This is a genomic window from Micromonospora noduli (assembly GCF_003264365.1).
Lineage (GTDB): Bacteria > Actinomycetota > Actinomycetes > Mycobacteriales > Micromonosporaceae > Micromonospora > Micromonospora noduli.
On record NZ_PYAK01000032.1, the window covers coordinates 14,231 to 35,823 of the forward strand.

The window sequence follows — 21,593 nt, forward strand, 5'->3', positions numbered from 1 at the left end:
GTGATCCGGACCAACGAGTTCACCCTCGCGGTGATCGCGGCGCTCGGGTTCGCGGCACTCGCTGTCGCCACCGACTTCAACCTGCTCACCGCCGGCACCCTGGACGCCTTTCTGCGCTTCCTCGCCCTGCCGATCGTCATCGGCCTGGCCCAGATGGTGGTTCTCGCCGTCGGTCAGATGAACCTCTCGGTGGGTGTGCTCACCGGGTTCTGCGCGGTGGCCTCGGGCTGGCTGATGGTTGACGCCGGGCTGCCCGCCCCGGTCGCGGTGCTCGCCGCGCTTGCCCTCGGCGCCGTCGTCGGGCTGGTCAACGGCCTGTTGGTGATCTTCACCCGGATCAACGGGTTCATCGTCACCCTCGCCACCATGACGATCCTCGAAGGGCTGCGGTACGGGGTGAACGGCACCGGCACCTACCAGGGCTACTCGCCCGGCCTGCGCGAGTTCGGTCAGGCGTCAGTGGCCGGCGTACCAGTGGTCTTCCTGCTGGCGGTCGTGATCGCCGTCGCGGTCGCCCTCTTCTTCCGGCGCACAGTGCCCGGACGGCACCTGCTCGCCTTCGGCGGCAACCCGTTCGCCGCCCGGCTGTCGGGCATCTCCAACGACCGGGCGCTGGTGCTGGCCCACACCCTGTCCGGGCTGCTGGCCGGCTTCGCCGCGGTGATCGTGGTGGCCGCCTTCGGCTCGGTGAACGCCTCGATCGGCGACGACCTGTTGCTGCCCAGCTTCGCCGCGCCGATCATCGGCGGGGTGGCCCTGGCCGGCGGCATGATCAGCGTGACCGGCACGGTTCTCGCCGCCTTCCTGGTGCGGCTGGTCGACGTGAGTCAGTCGCAGTTCGACATCAACCGACGGTGGGTGGACCTCATCATCGGCGCTGTCGTCCTCGGCGCGGTGCTGCTCGGTCAGTTCCGCGACAAGCTCTCCGGAGGTCCACGATGACCGTCGTGCTGTCCGCCGAGAAACTGGTCAAGACGTTCCCCGGGGTACGCGCCCTGGACGAGGCGACGCTGACACTGACCGCCGGCAGCGTGCACGCGCTGCTCGGCGAGAACGGCGCCGGCAAGAGCACCCTGATCAAGATCCTGACCGGGGTGTACCGACCGGACGGCGGGCAGTTGCGGCTGCCCGGACCCGACGGCGAGCTGCGCGCGGTGCAGCTGGGCAACCCGCAGGACGCCCAGCGGGCCGGCATCGGTGTCGTGCACCAGGAGCGGAACCTGATCCCGGCGTTCAGCGTCGCCGAGAACATCTGCCTGCAACACCTGCCCCGCCGCGCCGGCCTGCTCGACCGTGCGGCGCTGCGTACCGAGGCCCGCCGTTGCCTCGACCTGCTCGACCTCGACCTGGACCCCGACCTGCCGGTGTCGCGGCTGTCGGTGGCCCAGCTGCAACTGGTGGAGATCGCCAAGGCGTTGTCGGCGGAATCGACAGTGCTGCTGCTCGACGAACCGACCGCGTCGCTGACCAACGACGAGGCCGACCGGCTCTACGGCATCGTTCGTCGGCTGTCCGAGCGGGGCCACGCCACAGTGCTGGTCAGCCACAAACTGGAGGAGGTCTTCGCGGTCGCCGACACGGTGACAGTGCTGCGCGACGGGCGCAGCGTCGCCGAGGCGGAACCCCTCGCCGACCACAGCCGCGAGGAGATCGTCGACCTGATGGTCGGCCGGGCGTACCAGCAGGTGCACCTCGCCGCCCGGACCGTCGCGGCGGATGTCGAACCGGCGCTGGCCCTCGATGCCGTCGCCACCACCGCCGGCCACCACGACGTCAGCCTCGCCGTCCGCCCCGGTGAGATCGTCGGCCTGTACGGATTGGTCGGCGCGGGCCGCAGCGAGCTGGCCAAGGCGCTGCTCGGCCTCGACCAGATCACCGCCGGGGAGGTGCGGGTACACGGCCGTCCGGCCCGGATCCGGGACGTGGGCGATGCCCTGCACCGGTACCGGATCGGCTACGTCACCGAGAACCGCAAGGAGGAGGGCCTCTTCCTCGACCAGACCGTGGCCCGCAACACGGCCGTGACGGTGTGGCGCAGGCTGGCCCGGCTCGGGCTGGTCCGGGACCGGGCGGAGCGGTCCCTGGTCGACGAGTACGCCGATCGGCTGGGCATCCGACTCGCCTCGCCCGACCAGCACGCCGGTCAGCTCTCCGGCGGCAACCAGCAGAAGGTCAGCCTGGCCAAGTGGCTGGCGGCCGACTGCGACGTGCTCATCATCGACGAGCCCACCGTCGGCATCGACGTACGCACCAAGGCCGCCTTCCACGAGTTGATCGCCGGCCTCGCCGCGCGGGGAATGGCCATCCTGCTGATCTCGTCGGACCTGCCGGAGATGGTCACCCTCGCCGACCGGATCGCCGTGATGCGGGAGTTCGCCATTGTTGGTGAACTGGACAACGACCACGACTACGACCGGATGAGTCAGTCGGTGATCCGGTTCATCCACGACGGGCAGGGGGTCGTCGCGTGAAGGCCACCGAACCAGTGACAGTGGGGCGTACCGACGTGGTGGTGACCCGGCTCGGGCTGGGGCTCGCCCCGATCGGTGGAATGTTCGACGCCGTCGGTGACGAGGTCGCCCACGCCACCGTCGAGGCGGCCTGGGATCTCGGGCTCCGCTACTTCGACACCGCCCCGCTCTACGGCTGCGGCCTCTCCGAGCGGCGTGCCGGGGCGGTCCTCGCCGGCAAGCCGCGCGACGCGTTCACAGTCTCCACAAAGGTGGGTCGGCTGCTCGTCCCCGACGGTGGTGACCGGCAGGAGTTCTGGGCCGAGCCGACCGACCTCACGCCGCGGTTCGACTTCTCCGCCGCCGGGGTACGTCGTTCCCACGCGGCGAGCCTGGCCCGGTTGGGGCTGGACCGGATCGACATCGCGCACATCCACGACCCGGACGACCACCTCGCCGAGGCGGTCGCCGGGGCGTACCCGGCGTTGGCGCAGTTGCGGGAGGCCGGCGAGATCGGCGCGGTCAGCGCCGGGATGAACCAGGCCCCGGCGCTGGTCGAGCTGGCCCACGCGGGCGACTTCGACTGCTTCATGCTCGCCGGCCGGTACACGCTGCTCGACCAGTCCGGCCTCGACGAGCTGCTGCCGCTGGCTCATGCGAAGGGGATCGCGATCATCGCCGCCGGGGTCTACAACTCGGGCCTGCTGGCCGACCCGACACCGGGCGCCCACTACGACTACGCCCCGGCCGAGCAGCGGCTGCTCGACCGGGCCACAGCGATCCGGTCCGTGTGCGAGCGGCACGGCGTACCGCTGCGGGCCGCGGCGATCCAGTTTCCGCTCGGGCACCCGGCCGTCGCCAGCGTGGTGGTCGGCGCCCGGGACCCCGAGCAGATCGCCGACAACGTGGCGATGTTCGAGTGGGACGTGCCCGGCGCCCTCTGGGCCGATCTCAAGGCCGAAGGTCTGCTGCCGAGCGAGGTGCCGACGCCGTGATCATCGACGGGAGCAGCCGTCGGGCCGGCACCGCAATTCGTACCTATGCACTGGAGGTTGGTTCGTGAGATTCATGCGCGTCGGGCCCGTGGGGCGGGAACGTCCCGTGCTGTACGTCGATGGGCGGCACTTCGATCTCTCGTCGCTCACCGCCGACATCGACGGCGAGTTCCTCGCCGGCGACGGCGTCCGCCGGGTCCGCGAGGCCACCGACCTGCCCGAGATCGACGTCACCGGTCAGCGGGTCGGCGCACCGATCGCCCGGCCCGGCGTGGTGCTCTGCGTGGGGCAGAACTACGCCGCGCACGCTGCCGAGTCGGGCGCCACGCCACCGACCGACCCGATCATCTTCTACAAGGCGCCCAACACCGTCGTCGGCCCGTACGACGAGGTCCTGATCCCGCGCGGATCGACGAAGACCGACTGGGAGGTGGAGCTGGCGGTGGTGATCGGCCGGACGGCCCGCTACCTCGCCTCACCGGCCGACGCCCTCGGGCACATCGCCGGGTACGTGCTGTCCAACGACGTCTCCGAGCGGGACTTCCAACTCGCGGTCTCCGGTGGCCAGTGGTCGAAGGGCAAGTCCTGCGAGACGTTCCAACCGCTCGGCCCGTGGCTGGTCACCGCCGACGAGATCGGCGACCCGCAGGCGCTGCGGCTGCGTTCCTGGGTCAACGGCGAGCCCCGCCAGGACTCCAGCACCAAAGACATGATCTTCGACGTGGCGTACCTGATCTGGCACCTGTCCCAGTACACAGTCCTGGACCCGGGCGACGTCGTCAACACCGGCACTCCGCAGGGGGTGGCGCTCTCCGGTCGGTTCCCGTACCTGGCTGTCGGCGACGTGATGGAGGTCGAGATCGACGGCCTCGGCCGGCAGCGCAACACGCTCCGGGACGCCTGATGGCGGTGATCACCTCGGTCGACACGTACGACGTCCGGTTCCCGACCTCGCGGGATCTCGACGGTTCCGACGCGATGAACCCCGACCCCGACTACTCGGCCGCGTACCTGGTGCTGAGCACCGACGACGGTCCGGACGGGCACGGATTCACCTTCACCATCGGGCGGGGCAACGACGTCTGCCGGGCGGCCATCGACGCGCTGGTGCCGTACGTGGTCGGCCTCGACCCGGACACCGTGGACCTCGGCGCGTTCGCCCGCTCGCTCACCCAGGACTCGCAGCTGCGCTGGCTCGGCCCGGAGAAGGGCGTGATGCACCTGGCCGCCGCAGCGGTCATCAACGCGATGTGGGACCTGGTCGCCAAGAGAGCGGGCAAGCCGGTCTGGCGCTACCTGGCCGACCTCAGCCCCGAGCAGATCGTCGACCTGGTCGACTGGCGCTACCTCACCGACGCCCTCACCCCCGACGAGGCGCTGGAGATCCTGCGCGCCGCCGAGCCGGGCCGGGCCGACCGGATCGCCCGGCTGACCGAGCGGGGCTACCCCGCGTACACCACGTCACCCGGCTGGCTCGGCTACTCCGACGACAAGGTGGTCCGGCTGGCCCGGCAGGCCGTCGCCGACGGGTTCACCCAGATCAAGCTGAAGGTGGGCGCGGACGCCGCCGACGACGTGCGCCGCCTGAAGATCGCCCGCGAGGCGGTCGGCCCGCAGATCCGGATAGCGCTCGACGCCAACCAACGCTGGGACGTCGCCGAGGCGGTCGAGCGGATGCGGGAGCTGGCGCCGTACGACCCGTGGTGGATCGAGGAGCCGACCAGCCCCGACGACGTGCTCGCCCACGCGGCGATCCGTTCCGCCCTGGCCACCAGCGCACCCGACGGCGGGCCGATCCGGGTCGCCACCGGCGAGCACGTCGCGAACCGGGTCGTGTTCAAACAGCTGCTCCAGGCCGACGCGGTCGACGTCGTGCAGATCGACGCCTGCCGGGTGGGCGGCGTGAACGAGAACGTCGCCATCCTGCTGCTGGCCGTGAAGTACGGGGTGCCGGTGTGCCCGCACGCCGGGGGAGTGGGCCTGTGCGAGCTGGTGCAGCACCTGTCGATGTTCGACTTCGTGGCGGTGTCCGGTTCGATGCGCGACCGGGTCGTCGAGTACGTCGACCACCTGCACGAGCACTTCCTCGATCCGGTGGTGATCAAGGACGGGCACTACGTGGCGCCCAGCGCCCCCGGGTTCTCCGCCGCGATGCGTCCGGAGAGCCTCGCCACGTACGCGTACCCCGACGGGCCGGCATGGGTCTGACGAACCGCGACACGCACTACCGCACGGCCTCATCGACGGCGGTGCGTCACCTCAGCGGACCACTCGGAAGGGGAGAGCAGTATGCGGTGTGACGGTCTCGTGGCGGTGGTGACCGGAGGTGGATCGGGGATCGGCCTTGCCTGCGTGCGGGCGTTCGCCGCCGCCGGCGCCCGGGTGGGTGTCCTGGACCTGGAACTGGCCGGGTTGCCGGAGGATCCCGGCGTACTCGGCGTCCGGGCGGACGTGGCCGACCGGTCCTCCCTCAGCGCGGCCGTCGCCTCGGTCGCGGAGGCGTTCGGCGGCATCGACATCCTGGTGAACAACGCCGGCATCTCGGCCGTGGGCACCGTGGAGGAGGACGACGACGAGCAGTGGAGCCGGGTACTCGACGTCAACGTCTCCGGGGTGGCCCGAACCAGCGCCGTCGCCCTGCCGTACCTGCGCCGGTCGTCGTCCGCGGCGATCGTCAACATCTCCTCGATCGCGGCGACCGTCGGCCTGCCCCGACGCGCCCTGTACTCGGCGTCGAAGGGTGCCGTGCACGCCCTCACCCTCGCCATGGCCGCCGACCTGGTGACGGAGGGCGTCCGGGTCAACTGTGTCGCGCCCGGCACGGTCGACACACCCTGGGTGGCCCGTCTGCTCGCCGGCGCGGCCGACCCGACGGCCGAGAAGCGGCAGCTGGCGTCCCGGCAGCCGACCGGTCGCCTGGTGACCGCCGACGAGGTGGCCGCCGCCGTCGTCTACCTCGCCTCGCCCGCGACCGGGTCGGTGACCGGTTCGTCGCTGCCGGTGGACGGCGGCATGTCCGGCCTGCGGCTGCCCGCCCCGGTCCCGCCCGCGGCCGGTACTGCCGAACCGGGCGCGTGACATGATTGCGGAATGGGGAAACAGCAGGACGTCGGCGAGGCCGACCGTCACAGCGGGTCCGGCACCACCGCCCACCGTCCGATCGGTGGCAGCGCTGACGCTCGGCTCGCGCTCGCTCAGGACCCCACAACGCCACAAATGACCCTTATCGACCTGGCGTCCGATCCGTCGGTCCTGGTCCGCAAGGCGGTCGCCTCACGGGCCGACGCACCCGCGCAGGCCCTGCGACCGCTCACCCGCGACCATGATCGTCAGGTCCGGGAGGCCGTGGCGCGGAACCCCTCCACCTCGATCGCCAACCTTCTGCGCCTGGTCAAGGACGCCGACCGGTGGGTCCGCTGGGCGGTCGCCGGCAACCCGGCCTGTGACGAGTCGATCCGCCAGGTCATGTCGCAGACCTCGGACAAGGAGCTTCGCGGCCTCCTCGCCGAGAGTCGGGAGCTGGAGCCGGAGCTGGCCGCCAAGCTGATCGACGACGTGTCACCCGAGGTACGGGAACGACTCGCCACGCACACCCACGATCCCGACGTGATCAACGCTTTGCTGGCCGATCGCACCGCACGCGTACGCAAGGGGGTTGCCCGCAACCCGCGGACCACCGCCGAGCAGCGCAGCGCGCTCGCCGCGGACCCGGTGGTCGACGTCCGTGCCGCGCTGGTGCGGGCCGTCGAGCTGGACGAGGCGGACCTGGCCCACCTGGTCGACGACCGCGCGGTGCAGGTCCGACTGGCGATGGCGACGTCCGAGTTCGTTCCGCCGCACATCCGGCAGGCGCTCGCTCGCGATGCCGACGAGATGGTGGCCAGCGCGGCACGGGACTACCGCCCCGGCGCCGGCAACGCCTCCGCCGTGCGGGCACCCCGCATCGCGCACCGGCCCTCCGCCGGTGCGGGCCGATCGGGCGGCGGCGCCGCCCAGTAGCGCGATCGTGGTCGCGGCCGCAGCCTGGTGACCGCGCTCGGAGCCGGCGGGTCGCCTGCCCCGGCGGCGAAGCCGTCGCCTCCGAGGCAGCGGATCCGCCAGCAAGCGTTATGACTCACAGGTATAAATATGCCTCTGAGTCATAACAGCTTTCACGGTGTCCGCTGCCACCGGCCTCACACTCCGCAACGTCGGCTCATCCAACGGCCTCGGCGTGATTCAGGTCGTCGACAGCGACCCGAGTGATGAGTTGTCGCGTCCGCGCCCGTCATACCTACGACAGGACATGACGAGGCGGAAGGATGACGTGATGAGTGCGGACACGCGGCTTGAGGAGCTGGGCGTGAGCGGTCTGGGCGAGGTCGACGAGCCGGCGTTCTCGGGGCTGGCGCAGCGACACCGGCGGGAACTGCACGTGCACTGCTACCGGATGCTCGGGTCGTTCGAGGACGCCGAGGACGCCGTGCAGGAGACGTTCCTGCGTGCCTGGCGGCGACGGGAGACGTTCGAGGGGCGGTCGACGTTCCGGGCCTGGCTGTACCGGATCGCCACCAACGCCTGCCTGGACCTGCTCGCCAAGCGCCGCCCCGAGCCGGCGACCGGCGGGGAGGTGCTGTGGTTGCAGCCCTACCCGGACCGGCTGCTCGACGAGCTGCCCGCGGGCGACACGGACGAGCCGGAGACCGTCGCCGTCGCGCGGGAGACGATCGAGCTGGCGTACCTGGTCGCGGTCCAGCACCTCGCGCCGCGTCCGCGGGCCGTGCTGATCCTGCGGGACGTGCTCGGCTGGCCGGCGAAGGACGTCGCGGAGCTGCTCGGGGACTCGGTCAACTCGGTCAACAGTGCCCTGCAGCGGGCTCGGGCCGGCATGCGGGAGCACCTGCCCGCCGAGCGGCAGGACTGGACCGGCGGCGAGGAGGACGCCGGCACGCGCGAGCTGGTGCGCCGCTTCACCGACGCCAGTGTGGCCACGAACGTCGACGTGCTCGCTGGCCTGCTGCGGGACGACGTCCGCTGCTCGATGCCGCCCACGCCGGGCCTGTACGTCGGCCGCGACGCGGTGGTGAACAGCTGGGTCGAGGATGGCTTCGAGGGCATGACGGGCCTGCGCGCGGTCCCCACCTCGGTGAACCGCCAGCCCGCTGTCGCCTTCTACCACTGGCGCAAGCAGGAGGGCGCGTACCTGCCGCTGACGATCGACGTCCTGCGCGTCACCGGCGGCAAAATCACCGAGGTATTCACCTTCCACGACGATCAGTTCCCGCGGCTCGGGCTGCCGGAGCGCCTGCCGGCGGACGGCACGGAGTAGTCCGGTGTGGACGCTCACGCTGCGCGGTGGCGCGCGTGCCGCGGTGGTCACGGCGCAGTGGTACGACGCGTTCGGTGTGGTCACCAGTGGGCGGGTGCAACTGGAGCTGCGCGACGGCGAGCCCGGGCCGGTCCTCGGACGCGACGCCGGGTTCTGGCTGCGCGGCACCGGCGTCCGCGCGCTGCGCAACCCCGGCCGTCGCACGGCGAGGGTGCGTGTCTTCACGCCCGGTGCCGCCACACGCCAGTCAACACATCCGGTACGACAGCCTCCAGTTGAGGGAGACGACATGAACAGCCTGAAGGACACCGAGATCGTCGCCGGCCCGGCATCGGGCCGACCCAACCACACCCACCGATTCCGCGGGCTCGCCGGCACCGGCCTGATCGCCACGCTCGCGGCGATGGTGAGCACCACCCTCGCCGCCGTGTTGGCCCGGGCCGCTGGCGTCGATTTCGAGATCCCCGATGGTGGCGAGACGATTCCGATGTCCGGGATCGCCGTGGTGACCGGCTTCTTCTCGGTCGTGGGCGTCGTCATCGCCGTGGCTCTGCTCCGGTGGAGCGCTCGACCCGCCGACCGGTTCACCTGGACGGCAGTGACGCTGACCGCGCTCTCGCTGGTCCCGGCCCTCATCTCCGGGGCGAACGCGGCCACCGTCACCGCTCTCCTCGGGCTGCACCTCGTCGCCGCGGCGGTGATGATCCCCGTCCTGGCACGCAGCCTCCGTGCCCGGACCGACTGACGGATGACGACAGGAGGGCCGGCCCGACGGGCCGGCCCTCCTGAGGACTACGGGACCTACTCGGCTTTGCTCCGGTCGGGTGGAGCGGTCTGCTCCCACAGCGACTTCATCTCGTCGAAGGCCTGCTCCATCAGCTGCACCATCGCCTGCCGGGCACGTTCACCGTCGCGCCGCTGGATCGCCTGGGCGACGTCGGCGTGCATCTGGAGGGCCTGCTCGTGCGGGTGGTGCGGCATGAGGTGGTGCTTGTGCCGGCCGGTGAGCACCTCCGCGACCAGTTCCTGGAGCCGGACGAACATCTCGTTGCCGGAGGCGAGCAGGACGCGCCGGTGAAACTCGATGTCGAGGTGCAGGAAGCGCTCCTCGTCACCGGCCTCGCCGGCCGCCCACATCTTCGCCGCCAGCCCTACGAGGTCGCTCGCCTCGTCGCGGCCGATCCGGCTGGCGGCCAGGTAGGCCGCGTGCGGCTCGACGGCGGTGCGCAGCTCGGTGATCGAGCGGAGCTGGGCCATCCGGCCGGCCGAGGCGAGACGCCAACGGATCACCTGCGGGTCGAAGACGTTCCACGCGCTTGCCGGCCGGATCATGACACCTACCCGTCGGCGCGCCTCGATGAATCCGATCGAGGCCAGCACCCGCAGCACCTCGCGGACGACCGAACGGGACACGGCGTACCGGTCGACCAGCTCGTCGATGTTGAGGACCGATCCGGGTGCCAACTCGCCGCCGCAGATGGCGGTGCCGAGGTGTTCGAGGACGCGCGCGTGCAGCCCGGACTCGGCGGGGAGGGCCGGTGCGGCTGCAACCTCTGGTGAGGACGGTTCCACTCAAAGATCATATCATTTGCATCAACCTCTTGAGGTAATCAGCTTTTTCGGCCTAGCATCCCGATGTTAAGCGGATGTAACACCGAGGTAGCGGCTCTCTCGAGGGCGGCGACCACGACAGAAGGAGAGACAAGCGTGCGACGTCGATCGATAATCGGCACTTCTCTGGCTGTGGTCACCGCCATGAGCCTGGCCGCGTGCGGCGGCGATGACGGCGGCGAGGGCTCGAAGACCGTTCGCGTGACACTTGTCAACCACGTGTGGACCGAGAACATCAAGAAGGCCCTACCGGAGTTCGAGAAGCAGTCCGGCCTCACTGTGGAAGTCACCCAGCTCGGCGAGGACCAGCTCTCCGACCAGTACAACGTCAAACTGAACGCCGGCTCCACCGACCTCGACGTGATGATGTACCGGCCCCTGCAGGAGGGGAAGCTGTTCGGCAAGAACAAGTACCTCGCCGACCTGAGCGAGAAGGTCAAGTCCGACAGCGCCTTCGAGTTCGGTGACTTCCAGGCTGGGCCGGTGCAGGCGACGACCTATGAGGACAAGGTCGTCGGTCTGCCGATCATCACCGAGCAGGAGGTCCTCTACTACCGCAAGGACCTGCTGACGAAGTCCGGCTTCACCGCGCCGCCCAAGACCCTCGACGAGCTCAAGGCACAGGCCGCGAAGATCGAGGCCGACAACCCGGGCGTCGCCGGCTTCGTCGCACGTACCGGCAAGGCCGCCGCCGTCACACAGTTCTCCAGCTTCCTCTTCAGCTTCGGCGGCGACTTCGTGGACGCCAGCGGGAAGGCCACTGTCAGCACCGAGCAGGCCAAGCAGGCGTACGCCTACTACGGCGGGCTGCTCAGGGACCACGGCCCGGAGAACATCAGCACCGACATGAGCTGGTCGGAGGCGATGGCGATCTTCACGCAGGGCAAGGCCGCCTTCTACACCGAGGCCAACTCGCTCTACAAGAACGCCACCGACCCGACCAAGTCCAAGGTCGTCGACTCCGTCGGCTTCGCCGCCTTCCCGGCCGGCCCGGCCGGATCGAAGCCGTACAACATCCCCTCCTGGGCGCTCGGCATGAACGACAGCTCGGAGAACAAGGACAACGCCTGGAAGTTCATCCAGTGGGCGGCCGGCAAGGAGCAGGCGCTGGCGCAGCAGACGGCCGGCGTACCCGGTGCCCGTACCTCGGTCTGGGCCAACCCGGCGAGCACCGCGACCCTGCCGAAGGACCTTGCCGAGGCCAACACGGTCAGCACCGCCAACGGCGTCGGGCACGACCGTCCGTTGGTGGTCAAGGTGGCTGAGGCGCGGGAGATCGTCGGCCAGCCGATCGTCGACGCGATCACCGGCAAGGACGCCGCCAGCTCGGCGGACGCGGCGAACGCGGCGTTCCAGAAGTTCCTCGACGACGAGGCGAAGTAACCCACGCGCCGGGCGGCGGGGCCGACCGGCTCCGCCGCCTCGCCGGGACCTGACCCCTCCAACCCGGAGTTCTCAATGTCAGCCGTTCTCACCCCCCGTACTGATTCGCCCAAGGCCCCCGCGGCGTCAGTGGATACGACGTCGGCCTGGTCGCGTTGGGCCAACGAACACCGCAAGTGGCTCTTCGCGGCACCCGCCATGGCGTTCGTCGCCGTGCTGATCATCTTTCCGGTGGCGTGGACCGGGTACCTGAGCCTGACCGACGCCGAGGGTTCGGTACGCGCCGAGTCCGAGTTCATCGGCTTCCAGAACTACCTCGACGTGCTCACCGACACCGACCGGTTCTGGCCGGCGGTCTGGCGCACTGTCCTCTTCACCGGCGTCGTGTTGTTCTTCGAGGTCATTCTCGGCATGGCGATCGCCCTGCTGCTGTGGCGGCCCTTCCGCGGTGAGAAGTGGGTCCGCGTCGCGATCCTCCTGCCGCTGGTGGCCACCCCGGTGGCGGTCGGCATGATGTGGCGCCTGATCTTCGACCCCAACATCGGGATGGCGAACCAGCTGCTCGGCTGGATCGGCATCGGCCCCCAGCCCTGGCTGGCCGGGCAGCACTCGGCCCTGCCGACGACGATGTTCATCGACATCTGGCAGTGGACGCCGATGGTCGTGCTGATCCTGCTCGCCGGGCTCACCTCGCTGTCCGACGAGCCCCAGGAGGCGGCCCGGATCGACGGCGCCAGCAGCTGGCAGCGGTTCCGGCACGTCACCCTCCCGCTGCTGATGCCCACGGTGATCGTCGCCATCCTGCTGCGTGGCATCGACGCGTTGAAGACGTTCGACATCCTCTACGCCACCAAGGGGCGCGGCGGCGGGTCGTTCCACGAGGTCGAGACCCTCAACGTGTACGCGTACGGCCTCAGCTTCGACTACAACGACTACGGCGTCTCCTCGACCGTCCTCATCATCTTCTTCCTGATCATCATCGGGGTGATGTGGGCCCTCACCTATCGCAAGAAGGGGCTGGGCCGATGAAGCCGAGCAAGCCGTACCGGGTGTTCCGCAACTCGGCTCTCGTCGTCGTGGTGTTCGCGCTGATGGCGCCGTTGCTCTGGATGATCGCCGCGTCGTTCAAGACCAACGTGGACATCTACGACACCGCAAAGGCGTTCGTCTTCTCGCCCAGCCTGAAGAACTACGAGACCGTCCTCCAGCAGGCCAACTATCTCGAGTTCATCGGCAACAGCCTCTGGGTGGCGTTCGCGGCCACCACGCTCTCGCTCCTGCTGGGGGTGCCCGCCGCGTACTCGATGAGCCGCTTCAACATGAAGAAGTCGGCGCTCGTCGTGCTCATGGCCCGGGTGATCCCGGGCGTCTCGCTGCTGGTGCCGTGGTACTACGTCTTCTCGAACCTGAAGCTGGTCGGCGGGTTCAGCGTGCTGATCCTGAGCCACATGTTCGTGTCGCTCCCGCTGATCGTCTACATCATGATGGGCTACTTTGACGGCCTGCCGACCGAGTTGGAAGAGGCGGCGCTGGTCGACGGGCTGACCCACATCGGCGCGTTCCGGCGGATCACCCTGCCGCTGTCGGTGCCCGGCGTCGCGACCGCCGGCATCCTCTCGTTCATCTTCTCCTGGAACAACTTCATGTTCGCCCTGGTGCTCTCCGGCTCCGACACCAAGACGCTGCCCGTGGCGATCTTCGACTTCGTCGGCTACGCCAGCATCGACTGGGGCGGCCTGATGGCCGCCGCGACAGTGGTCACCCTGCCGATCATGCTGATCGCCCTGTTCGTGCAGAAGTACGTCGTCTCCGGCCTCACCGCCGGTGCCACGAAGGGCTGACCGGGACATGACGACGATCGCGAAGGTGGAGACGTTCCTGGTCGCGCCCCGCTGGCTGTTCGTCCGGATCGAGACGGAGTCCGGCATCGTCGGCTGGGGCGAGGCGACCTGCGAGGGCCGGTCCGAGACCGTGCGCACGGCCGTCCACCAACTCAGCGAGCTGCTCACGGGTCGGGACGCCCTGCGCATCGAGGACCACTGGCAGGTGCTGACCAAGGGGTCCTTCTACCGGGGTGGCCCGATCCTGGCCAGCGCGGTTTCCGGTCTGGACCAGGCGCTCTGGGACATCGCCGGTAAGCACTACGGCGCTCCCGTGCACCAGCTCCTCGGTGGGCCGGTCCGGGACCGGATCAGGGTCTACGGCTGGATCGGTGGTGACGAGCCCGCCGAGATCCGCGACCAGATCAGCGCCCGGATAGAGGCGGGCCTGACCGCTGTGAAGATGAACGCGTCCGGGCGGATGGGCGCGCTCGCCTCGGTCGCCGACCTCGACGCGGTGGTGCAGCGGGTGGCCGTCGCCCGCGAGGTCCTCGGCGACGACCGCGACGTCGCTGTCGACTTCCACGGTCGGTTCACCCTCGCCAACGTCCGGCGGGTCGCCCCGCTGCTGGAGCCGTACCGGCCGTTCTTCCTGGAAGAACCGGTGGTGCCGGAGAACTCGCACCTGATCGGTGAGGCCGTCCGCTGCACCACCACCCCCATCTCGACGGGGGAGCGGCTCTACAGCCGGCAGGAGTTCCTGCCCGTGTTGCAGGCCGGCATCGCCGTGGCCCAGCCGGACCTCGCGCACGCCGGCGGCATCACCGAGGTTCGCAAGATCGCCACGTTGGCCGAGCTGTACGACGTGCAGCTCGCCCCGCACTGCCCGCTCGGGCCGATCGCCCTCGCCGCCTGCCTCCAGGTCGGCTTCGCCACACCCAACTTCCTGATCCAGGAACAGAGCATCGGCATCCACTACAACCAGGGGGCCGAGGTGCTCGACTACTGCCTCGACCAGACCCCGCTGACCTTCGTCGACGGGTACGTGCAGCGGTTGACAGCGCCAGGTCTCGGCATCGAGATCGACGAACACGCCGTGCGGACCGCTGACAAGCGCGGGCACGCCTGGCGCAGCCCGACCTGGCGGCACCCCGACGGCTCCTACGCGGAGTGGTGAGACCCCGACCGGCAAGAACGAAAGGCACCCCGTGAAGATCGTCGCAGCAGACATCATCGTGACCAGCCCCGACCGGAACTTCGTCACCCTCAAGATCACCACTGATGAGGGCATCACCGGTCTGGGCGACGCCACGCTCAACGGCCGTGAGCTCTCCGTCGCCTCGTACCTGCGCGACCACGTCGCCCCGCTGCTGATGGGACGGGACCCGCACCGGATCGAGGACACCTGGCAGTTCCTGTACCGGTCGGCGTACTGGCGGCGGGGCCCGGTCACCATGGCGGCCATCGCCGCGGTGGACGTCGCGCTGTGGGACATCTTGGCCAAGGCAGCTGGCATGCCGCTGTACCAACTGCTGGGCGGCGCGTCGCGCACCGGCATCATGGCGTACGGGCACGCGTCGGGGCGGGACATCCCCGAGCTGTTCGACTCGATCCGTCGCCACCTCGACGAGGGCTTCCGGTCGATCCGGGTGCAGACCTCGGTGCCGGGGATCAACGCGGTCTACGGCGTGGCAGCGCAACCCAGTTCCACCGGCCAGCGCTACGACTACGAGCCCGCCCAGCGCACCCCGCTGCCCGCCGAGGAGGACTGGGACACCCGCGCGTACCTGCGCCATCTGCCGTCGGTCTTCGAGGCGGTGCGCGGCGAGTTCGGCCCGGAGTTGCCGCTGCTGCACGACGGTCACCACCGGATGACCCCGATCCAGGCCGCCAAGCTCGGCAAGGCCCTCGAACCGTACGACCTGTTCTGGTTGGAGGACTGCACCCCGGCCGAGAACCAGGAGGCGCTGCGGCTGGTCCGCCAGCACACCACCACCCCGCTGGCCATCGGTGAGGTCTTCAACACGGTCTGGGACTACCAGACCCTGATCCGGGAGCAGCTGATCGACTACGTCCGGTCCGCTGTCACCCACACCGGCGGCATCACCGCCATGCGCAAGCTGCTCGACTTCGCCGCGCAGTACCAGATCAAGTCCGGCATCCACGGCCCCACCGACATCTCCCCGGTGGGCATGGCCGCGGCGCTGCACCTGGACCTGGCCATCCACAACTTCGGGATCCAGGAGTACATGAAGCACACCCCGCTGGCCAACGAGGTGTTCCGGCAGTCGTTCACCTTCACCGACGGCTACCTGCACCCGGGCGACCAGCCGGGGCTCGGGGTGGAGCTCGACGAGGAGGCGGCGGCCCGGTTCCCGTACGAGCCGGCGTACCTGCCGTTCAACCGACTGAAGGACGGCACGGTTCATGACTGGTGAGCGGCGCGGCGCCCGGCCCACCCGGCATGTCGTGGTGATGGGTGTCTCCGGGGCCGGCAAGACCACTGTGGCGCGCGGGATCGGCGCGGCGACGGGGCTGACGTTCGCCGAGGCGGACGAGTTCCACTCCCCGCAGAACGTGGCGCGGATGCGTTCCGGCGTACCGCTGGACGACACCACCCGGTGGCCCTGGCTGCGGGACATCGCCGGGTGGATCGCCGATCGCGGCGCGGAGGGCCGCTCGACGGTGCTGGCCTGCTCGGCCTTGAAGCGGTCGTACCGGGATGTGCTCCGTCAGGGCCCCCTCCCTGTGGACTTCGTGCACCTGGACGGGCCGGCGGAGGTCATCCGAGCCCGACTGGCCCGGCGCGAGGGGCACTACATGCCGGCCAGTCTGCTGGAGTCGCAGCTCGCCACGCTGGAACCGGCAGAGCCGGACGAGTCGGTGCTCGTACTCGATGTCTCGCTGCCCCCGGAGGCCCTGGTCGCGGCGGCCGTCAAGGGTCTCGGTCTGCCGGCTTCGGTGCCGGTGGGGGAGTAGCGGGACCGCGCGTCCAACGCCACTTCGGGCATGTTAGGTTAGCCTGCCCTAATCATAGTGGAGTCTGTCGCCGTGCCCTCATCGATCCGAGCATGACAGTCGCCGAGACCACCGGTGGCGTGGTGCTCCGTCGCGCGCTGCGTCGACAGCGCGCCCGGGTGGCCGGCGGCATCGCGCTGCTCTGCACCCACCAGGCCACCGAAGCCCTCGTCCCGGTGGCCATCGGCGTGGTCATCGACAGTGCGGTGGCCACCGGGGACGTCCGCGCCCTGCTGCTCTCGCTGGCAGCCCTGGCCGCCCTGTTCACAGTGCTCGCCTTCGCCTACCGGGCCGGCGCACGACTGGCGTTCGCTGCCGTCGAACACGAGGCGCACGCCACCCGGGTCGAGATCGTCCGCAGCGCCCTCGACCCGCGCGGACGCCGGTCGGGCATGCGCGACGGCGAACTGCTCTCCGTGACGGCCTCCGACGCCGAGCTGTCCGCGCTCGTCGTGCGGGTCGCGGGACTCACCGCCGCGGCGCTCACCGCCATCGTGGTCGCGGCCGTCGCGCTGCTCGTCGTCGACATTCCTCTCGGCCTCGGGGTGCTCATCGGCGTACCCCTGCTGGTCGTCGCCCTCCAGCGGATGGCGCCGCTGCTCACCCGGCGCAGCACGTCGCAGCAGGAGGCGCTCGCCGCCACGACCGCCCTTGCCGTCGACCTCGTCAGCGGCCTGCGCGTGCTGCGCGGCATCGGCGCACAGGACCACGCCGCCCGCCGGTACGCGGGAGCCAGCCGGCACGCGCTCGACGTCACCCTGCGCGCCGCCACCACAAAGGGTCTGCACCTCGGGCTCACCACCACTGTCAACGGCCTCTTCCTCGCGACGGTCGCCGGATTCGCCGGTTGGCTCGCACTACAGGGCCGGCTCACCATCGGCGAGCTCGTCGCCGTGGTCGGGCTGGCCCAGTTCATCGCCGAGCCGGTGCAGACGCTCGGGTACTGCGTCCAGTTGTTCGCCATGGCCCGAGCCTCTGCGGGGCGGGTCGCCCGGGTCCTCGGCGCCGCGCCGGTCGTCCAGCCGGGCGACGCCGGGCCGCCCACCCCGAGCCCGTCCCGCCTCGCCCTCGACGGGGTCTCGTACGCGGGCCTCGACGACGTCAGCCTGCGCGTCCGCGCCGGTGAGATCCTGGGCGTGCTCGCCTACGACCCGAGCGAGGCCGAGGCGCTGGTGGCGCTGCTGGCCGGCCGGGTGCCCCGCGCGGACCACCGGGGGACGCTCCGCGTCGACGGCGTGCCCGCCGACGAGCTGCACATCGACGCCGCGCGCGCAGTGGTCCTGGTCGAGCAGCATGACGTGGCGCTGTTCGAGGGGACGCTGCGGGACAACCTCAGCGCCGGCGCCTCCGTCGACGACGAGGTGCTGCGTGCCGCCGTACGGGCCGCCGCGGCCGAGGACGTGCTCGCTGCGCACCCGCACGGGTTCGACCGTCTGCTCACCGAACGCGGCGCGAACCTCTCCGGTGGGCAGCGGCAACGGATCGGGTTGGCCAGGGCGCTCGTCGCCGACCCGCCGGTGCTGGTGCTGCACAACCCCACCACGGCTGTCGACGCGGTGACCGAGGGGTTGCTCGCCACCAGGCTGGCCGAGGCTCGCGGGGCGGGCACCCGCGGCACGGTTGTGATCACCACCAGCCCGGCGCTGCTGCGGATCACCGACCGGGTCGCGGTGATCGACCGGGGACGGGTCGTCGCCGAGGGTCCGCACGAGCGGTTACTCGCCAGCGACCCCCGCTACCGGGAGGAAACCCTGCGATGACGTCCGAGCCGATCACCCGGCACCTGCTGCCGACGGCCACCGGCCGGCAGACCTGGGCCGCCCTCCGCACCGAGCTGGCCCTGCTGCCGGGGCTCAGCGCCGTCGCCGGCACGTTGCTGGTCGTCGCCGCCGCGACCGGGCTGGTCGCCCCCTGGGTGCTCGGTCGTCTCGTCGACGACGTCATCGCCGGGACCGACACGCCTCGGGTGATCGCCTGGGCCGGCGTGATCGCGGGCGCCGCCGTGCTCGCGGGGCTCCTCACCGCGGCCGGAGCGGCGGTCGCCGCGCGCCTCGGCGAGACAGTGCTGGCCCGACTCCGGGAACGGGTCCTCGACCGCGCCCTGCACCTGCCGTCGGCCACCCTGGAGCGAGCCGGGACCGGGGACCTGGTGGCCCGTGCCGGCGACGACGTGGCAGTGGTGACGAATGTGATCGCCACCAGCGGCCCCGCCTTCCTCGGCGCGCTGCTGTCCGTCGTGCTGACCGCGGCGGGGCTCTTCGCCCTCGACTGGCGGCTCGGCATCGCCGGGTTGGCCGCGGCCCCGGCGTACGCGGTGGCGCTGCGCTGGTACCTCAAACGGTCGGTGCCGTACTACGCCCGCGAGCGGGTGGCGACGGGCGAGCGCGCGCAGGCCACGGCCGAGGCGCTGCGGGGCGCCGCCACCGTGCGCGCCTACCGGATGGAGGACGCCCACGTCGCGCGGATCGCGGAGCGCTCCGGCGTCGCCCGCGACCTGTCGCTGGAGATCTTCGGTCTCTACACCCGCTTCGGCCTGCGCATCAACCGCTCCGAGTTCGTCGGGCTCGCCGCCGTGCTGCTCGCCGGCTTCCTGCTGGTCTGCGGTGACCTGGTCACCGTCGGCGCCGCCACCACTGCCGCCCTCTACTTCCACCGCCTCTTCAACCCCATCGGCCTGCTGCTGTTCGAGTCGGACTCGGTGTTGCAGGCCGGGGCCAGCCTGGCCCGACTCGTCGGGGTCACCACCCTCCCGGACACCGCGACCCCCGTCGGCACCGAGCCCAACCGCCACGACCGGGGCGTACCGGCGGCACTGGAGGTGACAGTCGGGCAGCACCGCTACGACGACGGGCCGGTGGTGCTGCGGAACATCGGCCTGCGTCTCGCCCCCGGGGAGCGCGTCGCCCTGGTCGGCGCGAGCGGCGCGGGCAAGAGCACCCTCGCCGGCATCATCGCCGGCATCATCGCGCCCACCGACGGCGCGGTGACCCTGCGCGGCGTGCCGCTGACACAGCTCGACGAGCACCGCCTCCGTCGCGAGATCGCCCTGATCAGCCAGGAGGTGCACGTCTTCGCCGGGCCGCTCGCCGACGACCTGCGCCTCGCCGACCCCGACGCCACCGACGCCGAGATCGCCGCCGCCCTCGACCTCGTCGGCGCCACCGAGTGGGTGCGGACCCTGCCGGACGGCCTCGCCACAGCGGTGGGGGAGGGTGGGCGGCAGCTCACCTCCGCCCAGTCCCAGCAACTCGCGCTGGCCCGCCTCGTCCTCGCCGATCCGGCCGTCGCGGTCCTCGACGAGGCCACCGCCGAGGCGGGCAGCGCCGGCGCACGCGACCTCGACCGCGCCGCCGTGGCGGCCACCGAGGGCCGTACCACGCTGATCGTCGCCCACCGACTCAGCCAGGCGGCCACCGCGGACCGCATCGTCGTCCTCCATCAGGGGCGCGTCGCCGAGCACGGCACGCACGCCGAGCTGCTCAGAGCCGGGGGCGGGTACAGCCAGCTGTGGCGCTCGTGGAGCATGCCCGACCCCGTGGTCCCGAGAGAACGCGAGGGTGCGGACCAGCCCGTCTGGAGCTGAGCGGCAGCGGTTCCCGTCACCTCGGACATCCGCGAGATCAGTCGAACGGGGGAACCTCGGGAACTTTTCCGGACCGGCCGGCGACCACCAGAGTGCGCGGCCGACCGGCGGCGTTCCGACGACGGCATCTCGGCATGAAGGAGCGCCCGTGGCACACAGGACGGTGGTCTGTGCGGAACGGCGTCGCTGACGACGACCAGGTGACCCGGTGGGCACGGGAGGCGGGCCAGGGTGACGGGCAGGCCGCCACTGCGTTCATCCGGGCACTACAGGACCAGGTCTGGCGGTTCCTGTCGCACCTGGCCGGGCCGGGAGAGGCCGACGACCTGACCCAGGAGACGTTCCTACGGGCGATTCGCAACCTGCCCGGCTTCGCCGGCCGCTCGTCGGCCCGTACCTGGGTGTTCACCATCGCCCGGCGCGTTGCCGTGGACCACGTCCGGACGGCGGTGGCCCGGCCGAGGATGGCGTCGGTGCCGGACTGGCAGGCGGCGGCCGAGGCCGCCGGTGCGATCACCGCCGGTGCCGACGAGGGCGTGACCCTGCACCAGTTGATCGCCGGACTGACCCCGGAGCGCCGCGAGGCGTTCGTCGCCACCCAGGTCCTCGGCCTGTCCTACGCCGACGCGGCGGACGTCTGCCAGTGCCCCGTCGGCACGATCCGTTCCCGGGTCGCCCGGGCGCGCGAGGACCTCGTCGCCGCCTGGCAGGCTGACACCGACCCGGGCCACGGGCGACGAACCGGCTGAGGGTGGATGCTGCCGCCGTGAGTGTGCCCCCGACGAGGTCGTCTCGCTCATCCACGAGCTGCTACGACACGCCACCTGACCCGAGGGCTGCGGGCGGCACCCCCCGCTCGGTCAGCGGGATGGACGGGGCGTACCCGGCTTCCTAAGATCACGCCGGTGAACACCGAACCGCTCAACATCGCCGGCGTAGCTGGCCCGATCGTCATCGCCACCAAGGCATTCTTTGGCCACCCTGCCGTCACCGTCGGCGGAGTGCCGGCCCCCAGGACGGGCAGACGCTACGCATTGCCGACTGTGGACGGTGGTGTCGTCCAGGCCACGGTACGCAGCGTTCTCGCCGACCCTTACCCGACAGTGGAGGTCAACGGTGTGCAGCACCGGACCGGGCCCCCCATGCCGATCTTCCTGCGCATCCTGGTTCTGCTGCCGATCCTGCTGTTCACCGTCGGTGGCATCCTGGGCGCGCTCGTCGGGGTGTTGGGCGTCTGGGCGAACCTGACGGTCGCCCACACCCGGATGACACCCGCCGTCAAGGCGCTCGCCATGCTCGGCGTCGGTATCGGCACGGTCATTGTCTGGCTCGCCGTCGCCGTCGCGCTGAACGCAGCGCTCAGCTAGACCGCCATATGGTCAGCACCACCGGTCGACGACCGGTGGTGCTGACGTGGTACGGGCG

The 21,593-nt window shown here is 70.8% G+C and carries 20 protein-coding genes; 19 read left to right on the plus strand and 1 reads right to left on the minus strand.

The genetic code is table 11. The features are described from left to right. The 9 genes from GUI43_RS21900 (at nt 1) to GUI43_RS34685 (ending at nt 9,498) form a co-directional block, all read left to right on the plus strand. Complete coding sequence (locus GUI43_RS21900; protein ID WP_170158772.1) at nt 1–942, plus strand: ABC transporter permease; 942 nt, start codon at nt 1–3, stop codon at nt 940–942. After that, nucleotides 939–2,471, plus strand: coding sequence for a sugar ABC transporter ATP-binding protein (locus GUI43_RS21905; RefSeq protein ID WP_112699680.1), 1,533 nt, complete (start codon nt 939–941; stop codon nt 2,469–2,471). Before GUI43_RS21900 ends, GUI43_RS21905 begins: the two co-directional genes overlap by 4 nt. Beyond that, nucleotides 2,468–3,445: an aldo/keto reductase gene (locus GUI43_RS21910; RefSeq protein WP_112699681.1), complete on the plus strand. Its 978-nt coding sequence runs from the start codon at nt 2,468–2,470 to the stop codon at nt 3,443–3,445. Before GUI43_RS21905 ends, GUI43_RS21910 begins: the two co-directional genes overlap by 4 nt. A 64-nt stretch (nt 3,446–3,509) precedes the next feature. Next, nucleotides 3,510–4,349: a fumarylacetoacetate hydrolase family protein gene (locus tag GUI43_RS21915; protein ID WP_112699682.1), complete on the plus strand. Its 840-nt coding sequence runs from the start codon at nt 3,510–3,512 to the stop codon at nt 4,347–4,349. After that, the gene (locus tag GUI43_RS21920) at nt 4,349–5,653 is read left to right on the plus strand and encodes an L-fuconate dehydratase (protein ID WP_112588837.1); all 1,305 of its coding nucleotides are present in this window, start codon (nt 4,349–4,351) and stop codon (nt 5,651–5,653) included. Before GUI43_RS21915 ends, GUI43_RS21920 begins: the two co-directional genes overlap by 1 nt. A gap of 81 nt (nt 5,654–5,734) precedes the next feature. After that, nucleotides 5,735–6,523 (plus strand): SDR family NAD(P)-dependent oxidoreductase, encoded by a 789-nt coding sequence (locus tag GUI43_RS21925; RefSeq protein ID WP_091399666.1) that lies wholly within the window; start codon nt 5,735–5,737, stop codon nt 6,521–6,523. 12 nt (nt 6,524–6,535) lie between these two features. Next, the gene (locus GUI43_RS21930; protein WP_112699683.1) at nt 6,536–7,444 is read left to right on the plus strand and encodes a hypothetical protein; all 909 of its coding nucleotides are present in this window, start codon (nt 6,536–6,538) and stop codon (nt 7,442–7,444) included. A 307-nt stretch (nt 7,445–7,751) separates the two neighbouring features. Next, nucleotides 7,752–8,753 carry an RNA polymerase subunit sigma-70 gene (locus tag GUI43_RS21935; RefSeq protein WP_428842226.1) on the plus strand — a complete coding sequence of 334 codons (1,002 nt, stop codon included), beginning with the start codon at nt 7,752–7,754 and terminating at the stop codon, nt 8,751–8,753. 4 nt (nt 8,754–8,757) lie between these two features. Further along, nucleotides 8,758–9,498, plus strand: a complete 741-nt coding sequence (locus tag GUI43_RS34685; protein ID WP_112699685.1) for a DUF6069 family protein — start codon at nt 8,758–8,760, stop codon at nt 9,496–9,498. Between the two features lie 56 nt (nt 9,499–9,554). On the opposite strand, the gene GUI43_RS21945 is transcribed toward GUI43_RS34685, so the two are convergent. Then, complete coding sequence (locus tag GUI43_RS21945) at nt 9,555–10,325, minus strand: FadR/GntR family transcriptional regulator (protein WP_112699686.1); 771 nt, start codon at nt 10,323–10,325, stop codon at nt 9,555–9,557. A gap of 183 nt (nt 10,326–10,508) precedes the next feature. Between GUI43_RS21945 and GUI43_RS21950 the strand changes: the two genes are divergently transcribed. The 10 genes from GUI43_RS21950 (at nt 10,509) to GUI43_RS21995 (ending at nt 21,535) form a co-directional block, all read left to right on the plus strand. Then, entirely contained in the window at nt 10,509–11,747 is a 1,239-nt protein-coding gene (locus GUI43_RS21950; protein WP_249037816.1) for an ABC transporter substrate-binding protein, read from the plus strand. Nucleotides 11,748–11,822: 75 nt separating this feature from the next. Next, complete coding sequence (locus tag GUI43_RS21955) at nt 11,823–12,776, plus strand: carbohydrate ABC transporter permease (RefSeq protein WP_211326742.1); 954 nt, start codon at nt 11,823–11,825, stop codon at nt 12,774–12,776. Continuing rightward, the gene (locus tag GUI43_RS21960) at nt 12,773–13,588 is read left to right on the plus strand and encodes a carbohydrate ABC transporter permease (protein WP_112588853.1); all 816 of its coding nucleotides are present in this window, start codon (nt 12,773–12,775) and stop codon (nt 13,586–13,588) included. Before GUI43_RS21955 ends, GUI43_RS21960 begins: the two co-directional genes overlap by 4 nt. Before the next feature lie 7 nt (nt 13,589–13,595). Next, on the plus strand, nt 13,596–14,744 hold the full coding sequence (dgoD, locus tag GUI43_RS21965; RefSeq protein WP_112588855.1) for a galactonate dehydratase: 1,149 nt from the start codon (nt 13,596–13,598) through the stop codon (nt 14,742–14,744). Between the two features lie 31 nt (nt 14,745–14,775). Next, nucleotides 14,776–16,005 carry a D-mannonate dehydratase ManD gene (gene manD, locus GUI43_RS21970; RefSeq protein ID WP_112588857.1) on the plus strand — a complete coding sequence of 410 codons (1,230 nt, stop codon included), beginning with the start codon at nt 14,776–14,778 and terminating at the stop codon, nt 16,003–16,005. Continuing rightward, the gene (locus GUI43_RS21975) at nt 15,995–16,546 is read left to right on the plus strand and encodes a gluconokinase (RefSeq protein ID WP_112588859.1); all 552 of its coding nucleotides are present in this window, start codon (nt 15,995–15,997) and stop codon (nt 16,544–16,546) included. Before manD ends, GUI43_RS21975 begins: the two co-directional genes overlap by 11 nt. Nucleotides 16,547–16,638: 92 nt before the next feature. Beyond that, complete coding sequence (locus tag GUI43_RS21980) at nt 16,639–18,345, plus strand: ABC transporter transmembrane domain-containing protein (RefSeq protein WP_112699687.1); 1,707 nt, start codon at nt 16,639–16,641, stop codon at nt 18,343–18,345. After that, nucleotides 18,342–20,168 (plus strand): ABC transporter ATP-binding protein, encoded by a 1,827-nt coding sequence (locus GUI43_RS21985; RefSeq protein ID WP_112699688.1) that lies wholly within the window; start codon nt 18,342–18,344, stop codon nt 20,166–20,168. Before GUI43_RS21980 ends, GUI43_RS21985 begins: the two co-directional genes overlap by 4 nt. A 170-nt stretch (nt 20,169–20,338) precedes the next feature. Continuing rightward, nucleotides 20,339–20,917, plus strand: a complete 579-nt coding sequence (locus GUI43_RS21990; protein ID WP_249037817.1) for a sigma-70 family RNA polymerase sigma factor — start codon at nt 20,339–20,341, stop codon at nt 20,915–20,917. Between the two features lie 156 nt (nt 20,918–21,073). Beyond that, entirely contained in the window at nt 21,074–21,535 is a 462-nt protein-coding gene (locus GUI43_RS21995; protein ID WP_112699690.1) for a hypothetical protein, read from the plus strand. Nucleotides 21,536–21,593: the final 58 nt, after the last annotated feature.

What these genes read in the sequence shown, in the direction of transcription:
- GUI43_RS21955 (WP_211326742.1), top strand. Translation starts at nt 11,823, where the DNA reads ATGTCAGCCGTTCTCACCCCCCGTACTGATTCGCCCAAGGCCCCCGCG.
- GUI43_RS21975 (WP_112588859.1), top strand. Translation starts at nt 15,995, where the DNA reads ATGACTGGTGAGCGGCGCGGCGCCCGGCCCACCCGGCATGTCGTGGTG.
- GUI43_RS21930 (WP_112699683.1), top strand. Translation starts at nt 6,536, where the DNA reads ATGGGGAAACAGCAGGACGTCGGCGAGGCCGACCGTCACAGCGGGTCC.
- dgoD (WP_112588855.1), top strand. Translation starts at nt 13,596, where the DNA reads ATGACGACGATCGCGAAGGTGGAGACGTTCCTGGTCGCGCCCCGCTGG.
- GUI43_RS21980 (WP_112699687.1), top strand. Translation starts at nt 16,639, where the DNA reads ATGACAGTCGCCGAGACCACCGGTGGCGTGGTGCTCCGTCGCGCGCTG.
- GUI43_RS21960 (WP_112588853.1), top strand. Translation starts at nt 12,773, where the DNA reads ATGAAGCCGAGCAAGCCGTACCGGGTGTTCCGCAACTCGGCTCTCGTC.
- GUI43_RS21950 (WP_249037816.1), top strand. Translation starts at nt 10,509, where the DNA reads ATGAGCCTGGCCGCGTGCGGCGGCGATGACGGCGGCGAGGGCTCGAAG.
- GUI43_RS21985 (WP_112699688.1), top strand. Translation starts at nt 18,342, where the DNA reads ATGACGTCCGAGCCGATCACCCGGCACCTGCTGCCGACGGCCACCGGC.
- GUI43_RS21905 (WP_112699680.1), top strand. Translation starts at nt 939, where the DNA reads ATGACCGTCGTGCTGTCCGCCGAGAAACTGGTCAAGACGTTCCCCGGG.
- GUI43_RS21920 (WP_112588837.1), top strand. Translation starts at nt 4,349, where the DNA reads ATGGCGGTGATCACCTCGGTCGACACGTACGACGTCCGGTTCCCGACC.
- GUI43_RS21925 (WP_091399666.1), top strand. Translation starts at nt 5,735, where the DNA reads ATGCGGTGTGACGGTCTCGTGGCGGTGGTGACCGGAGGTGGATCGGGG.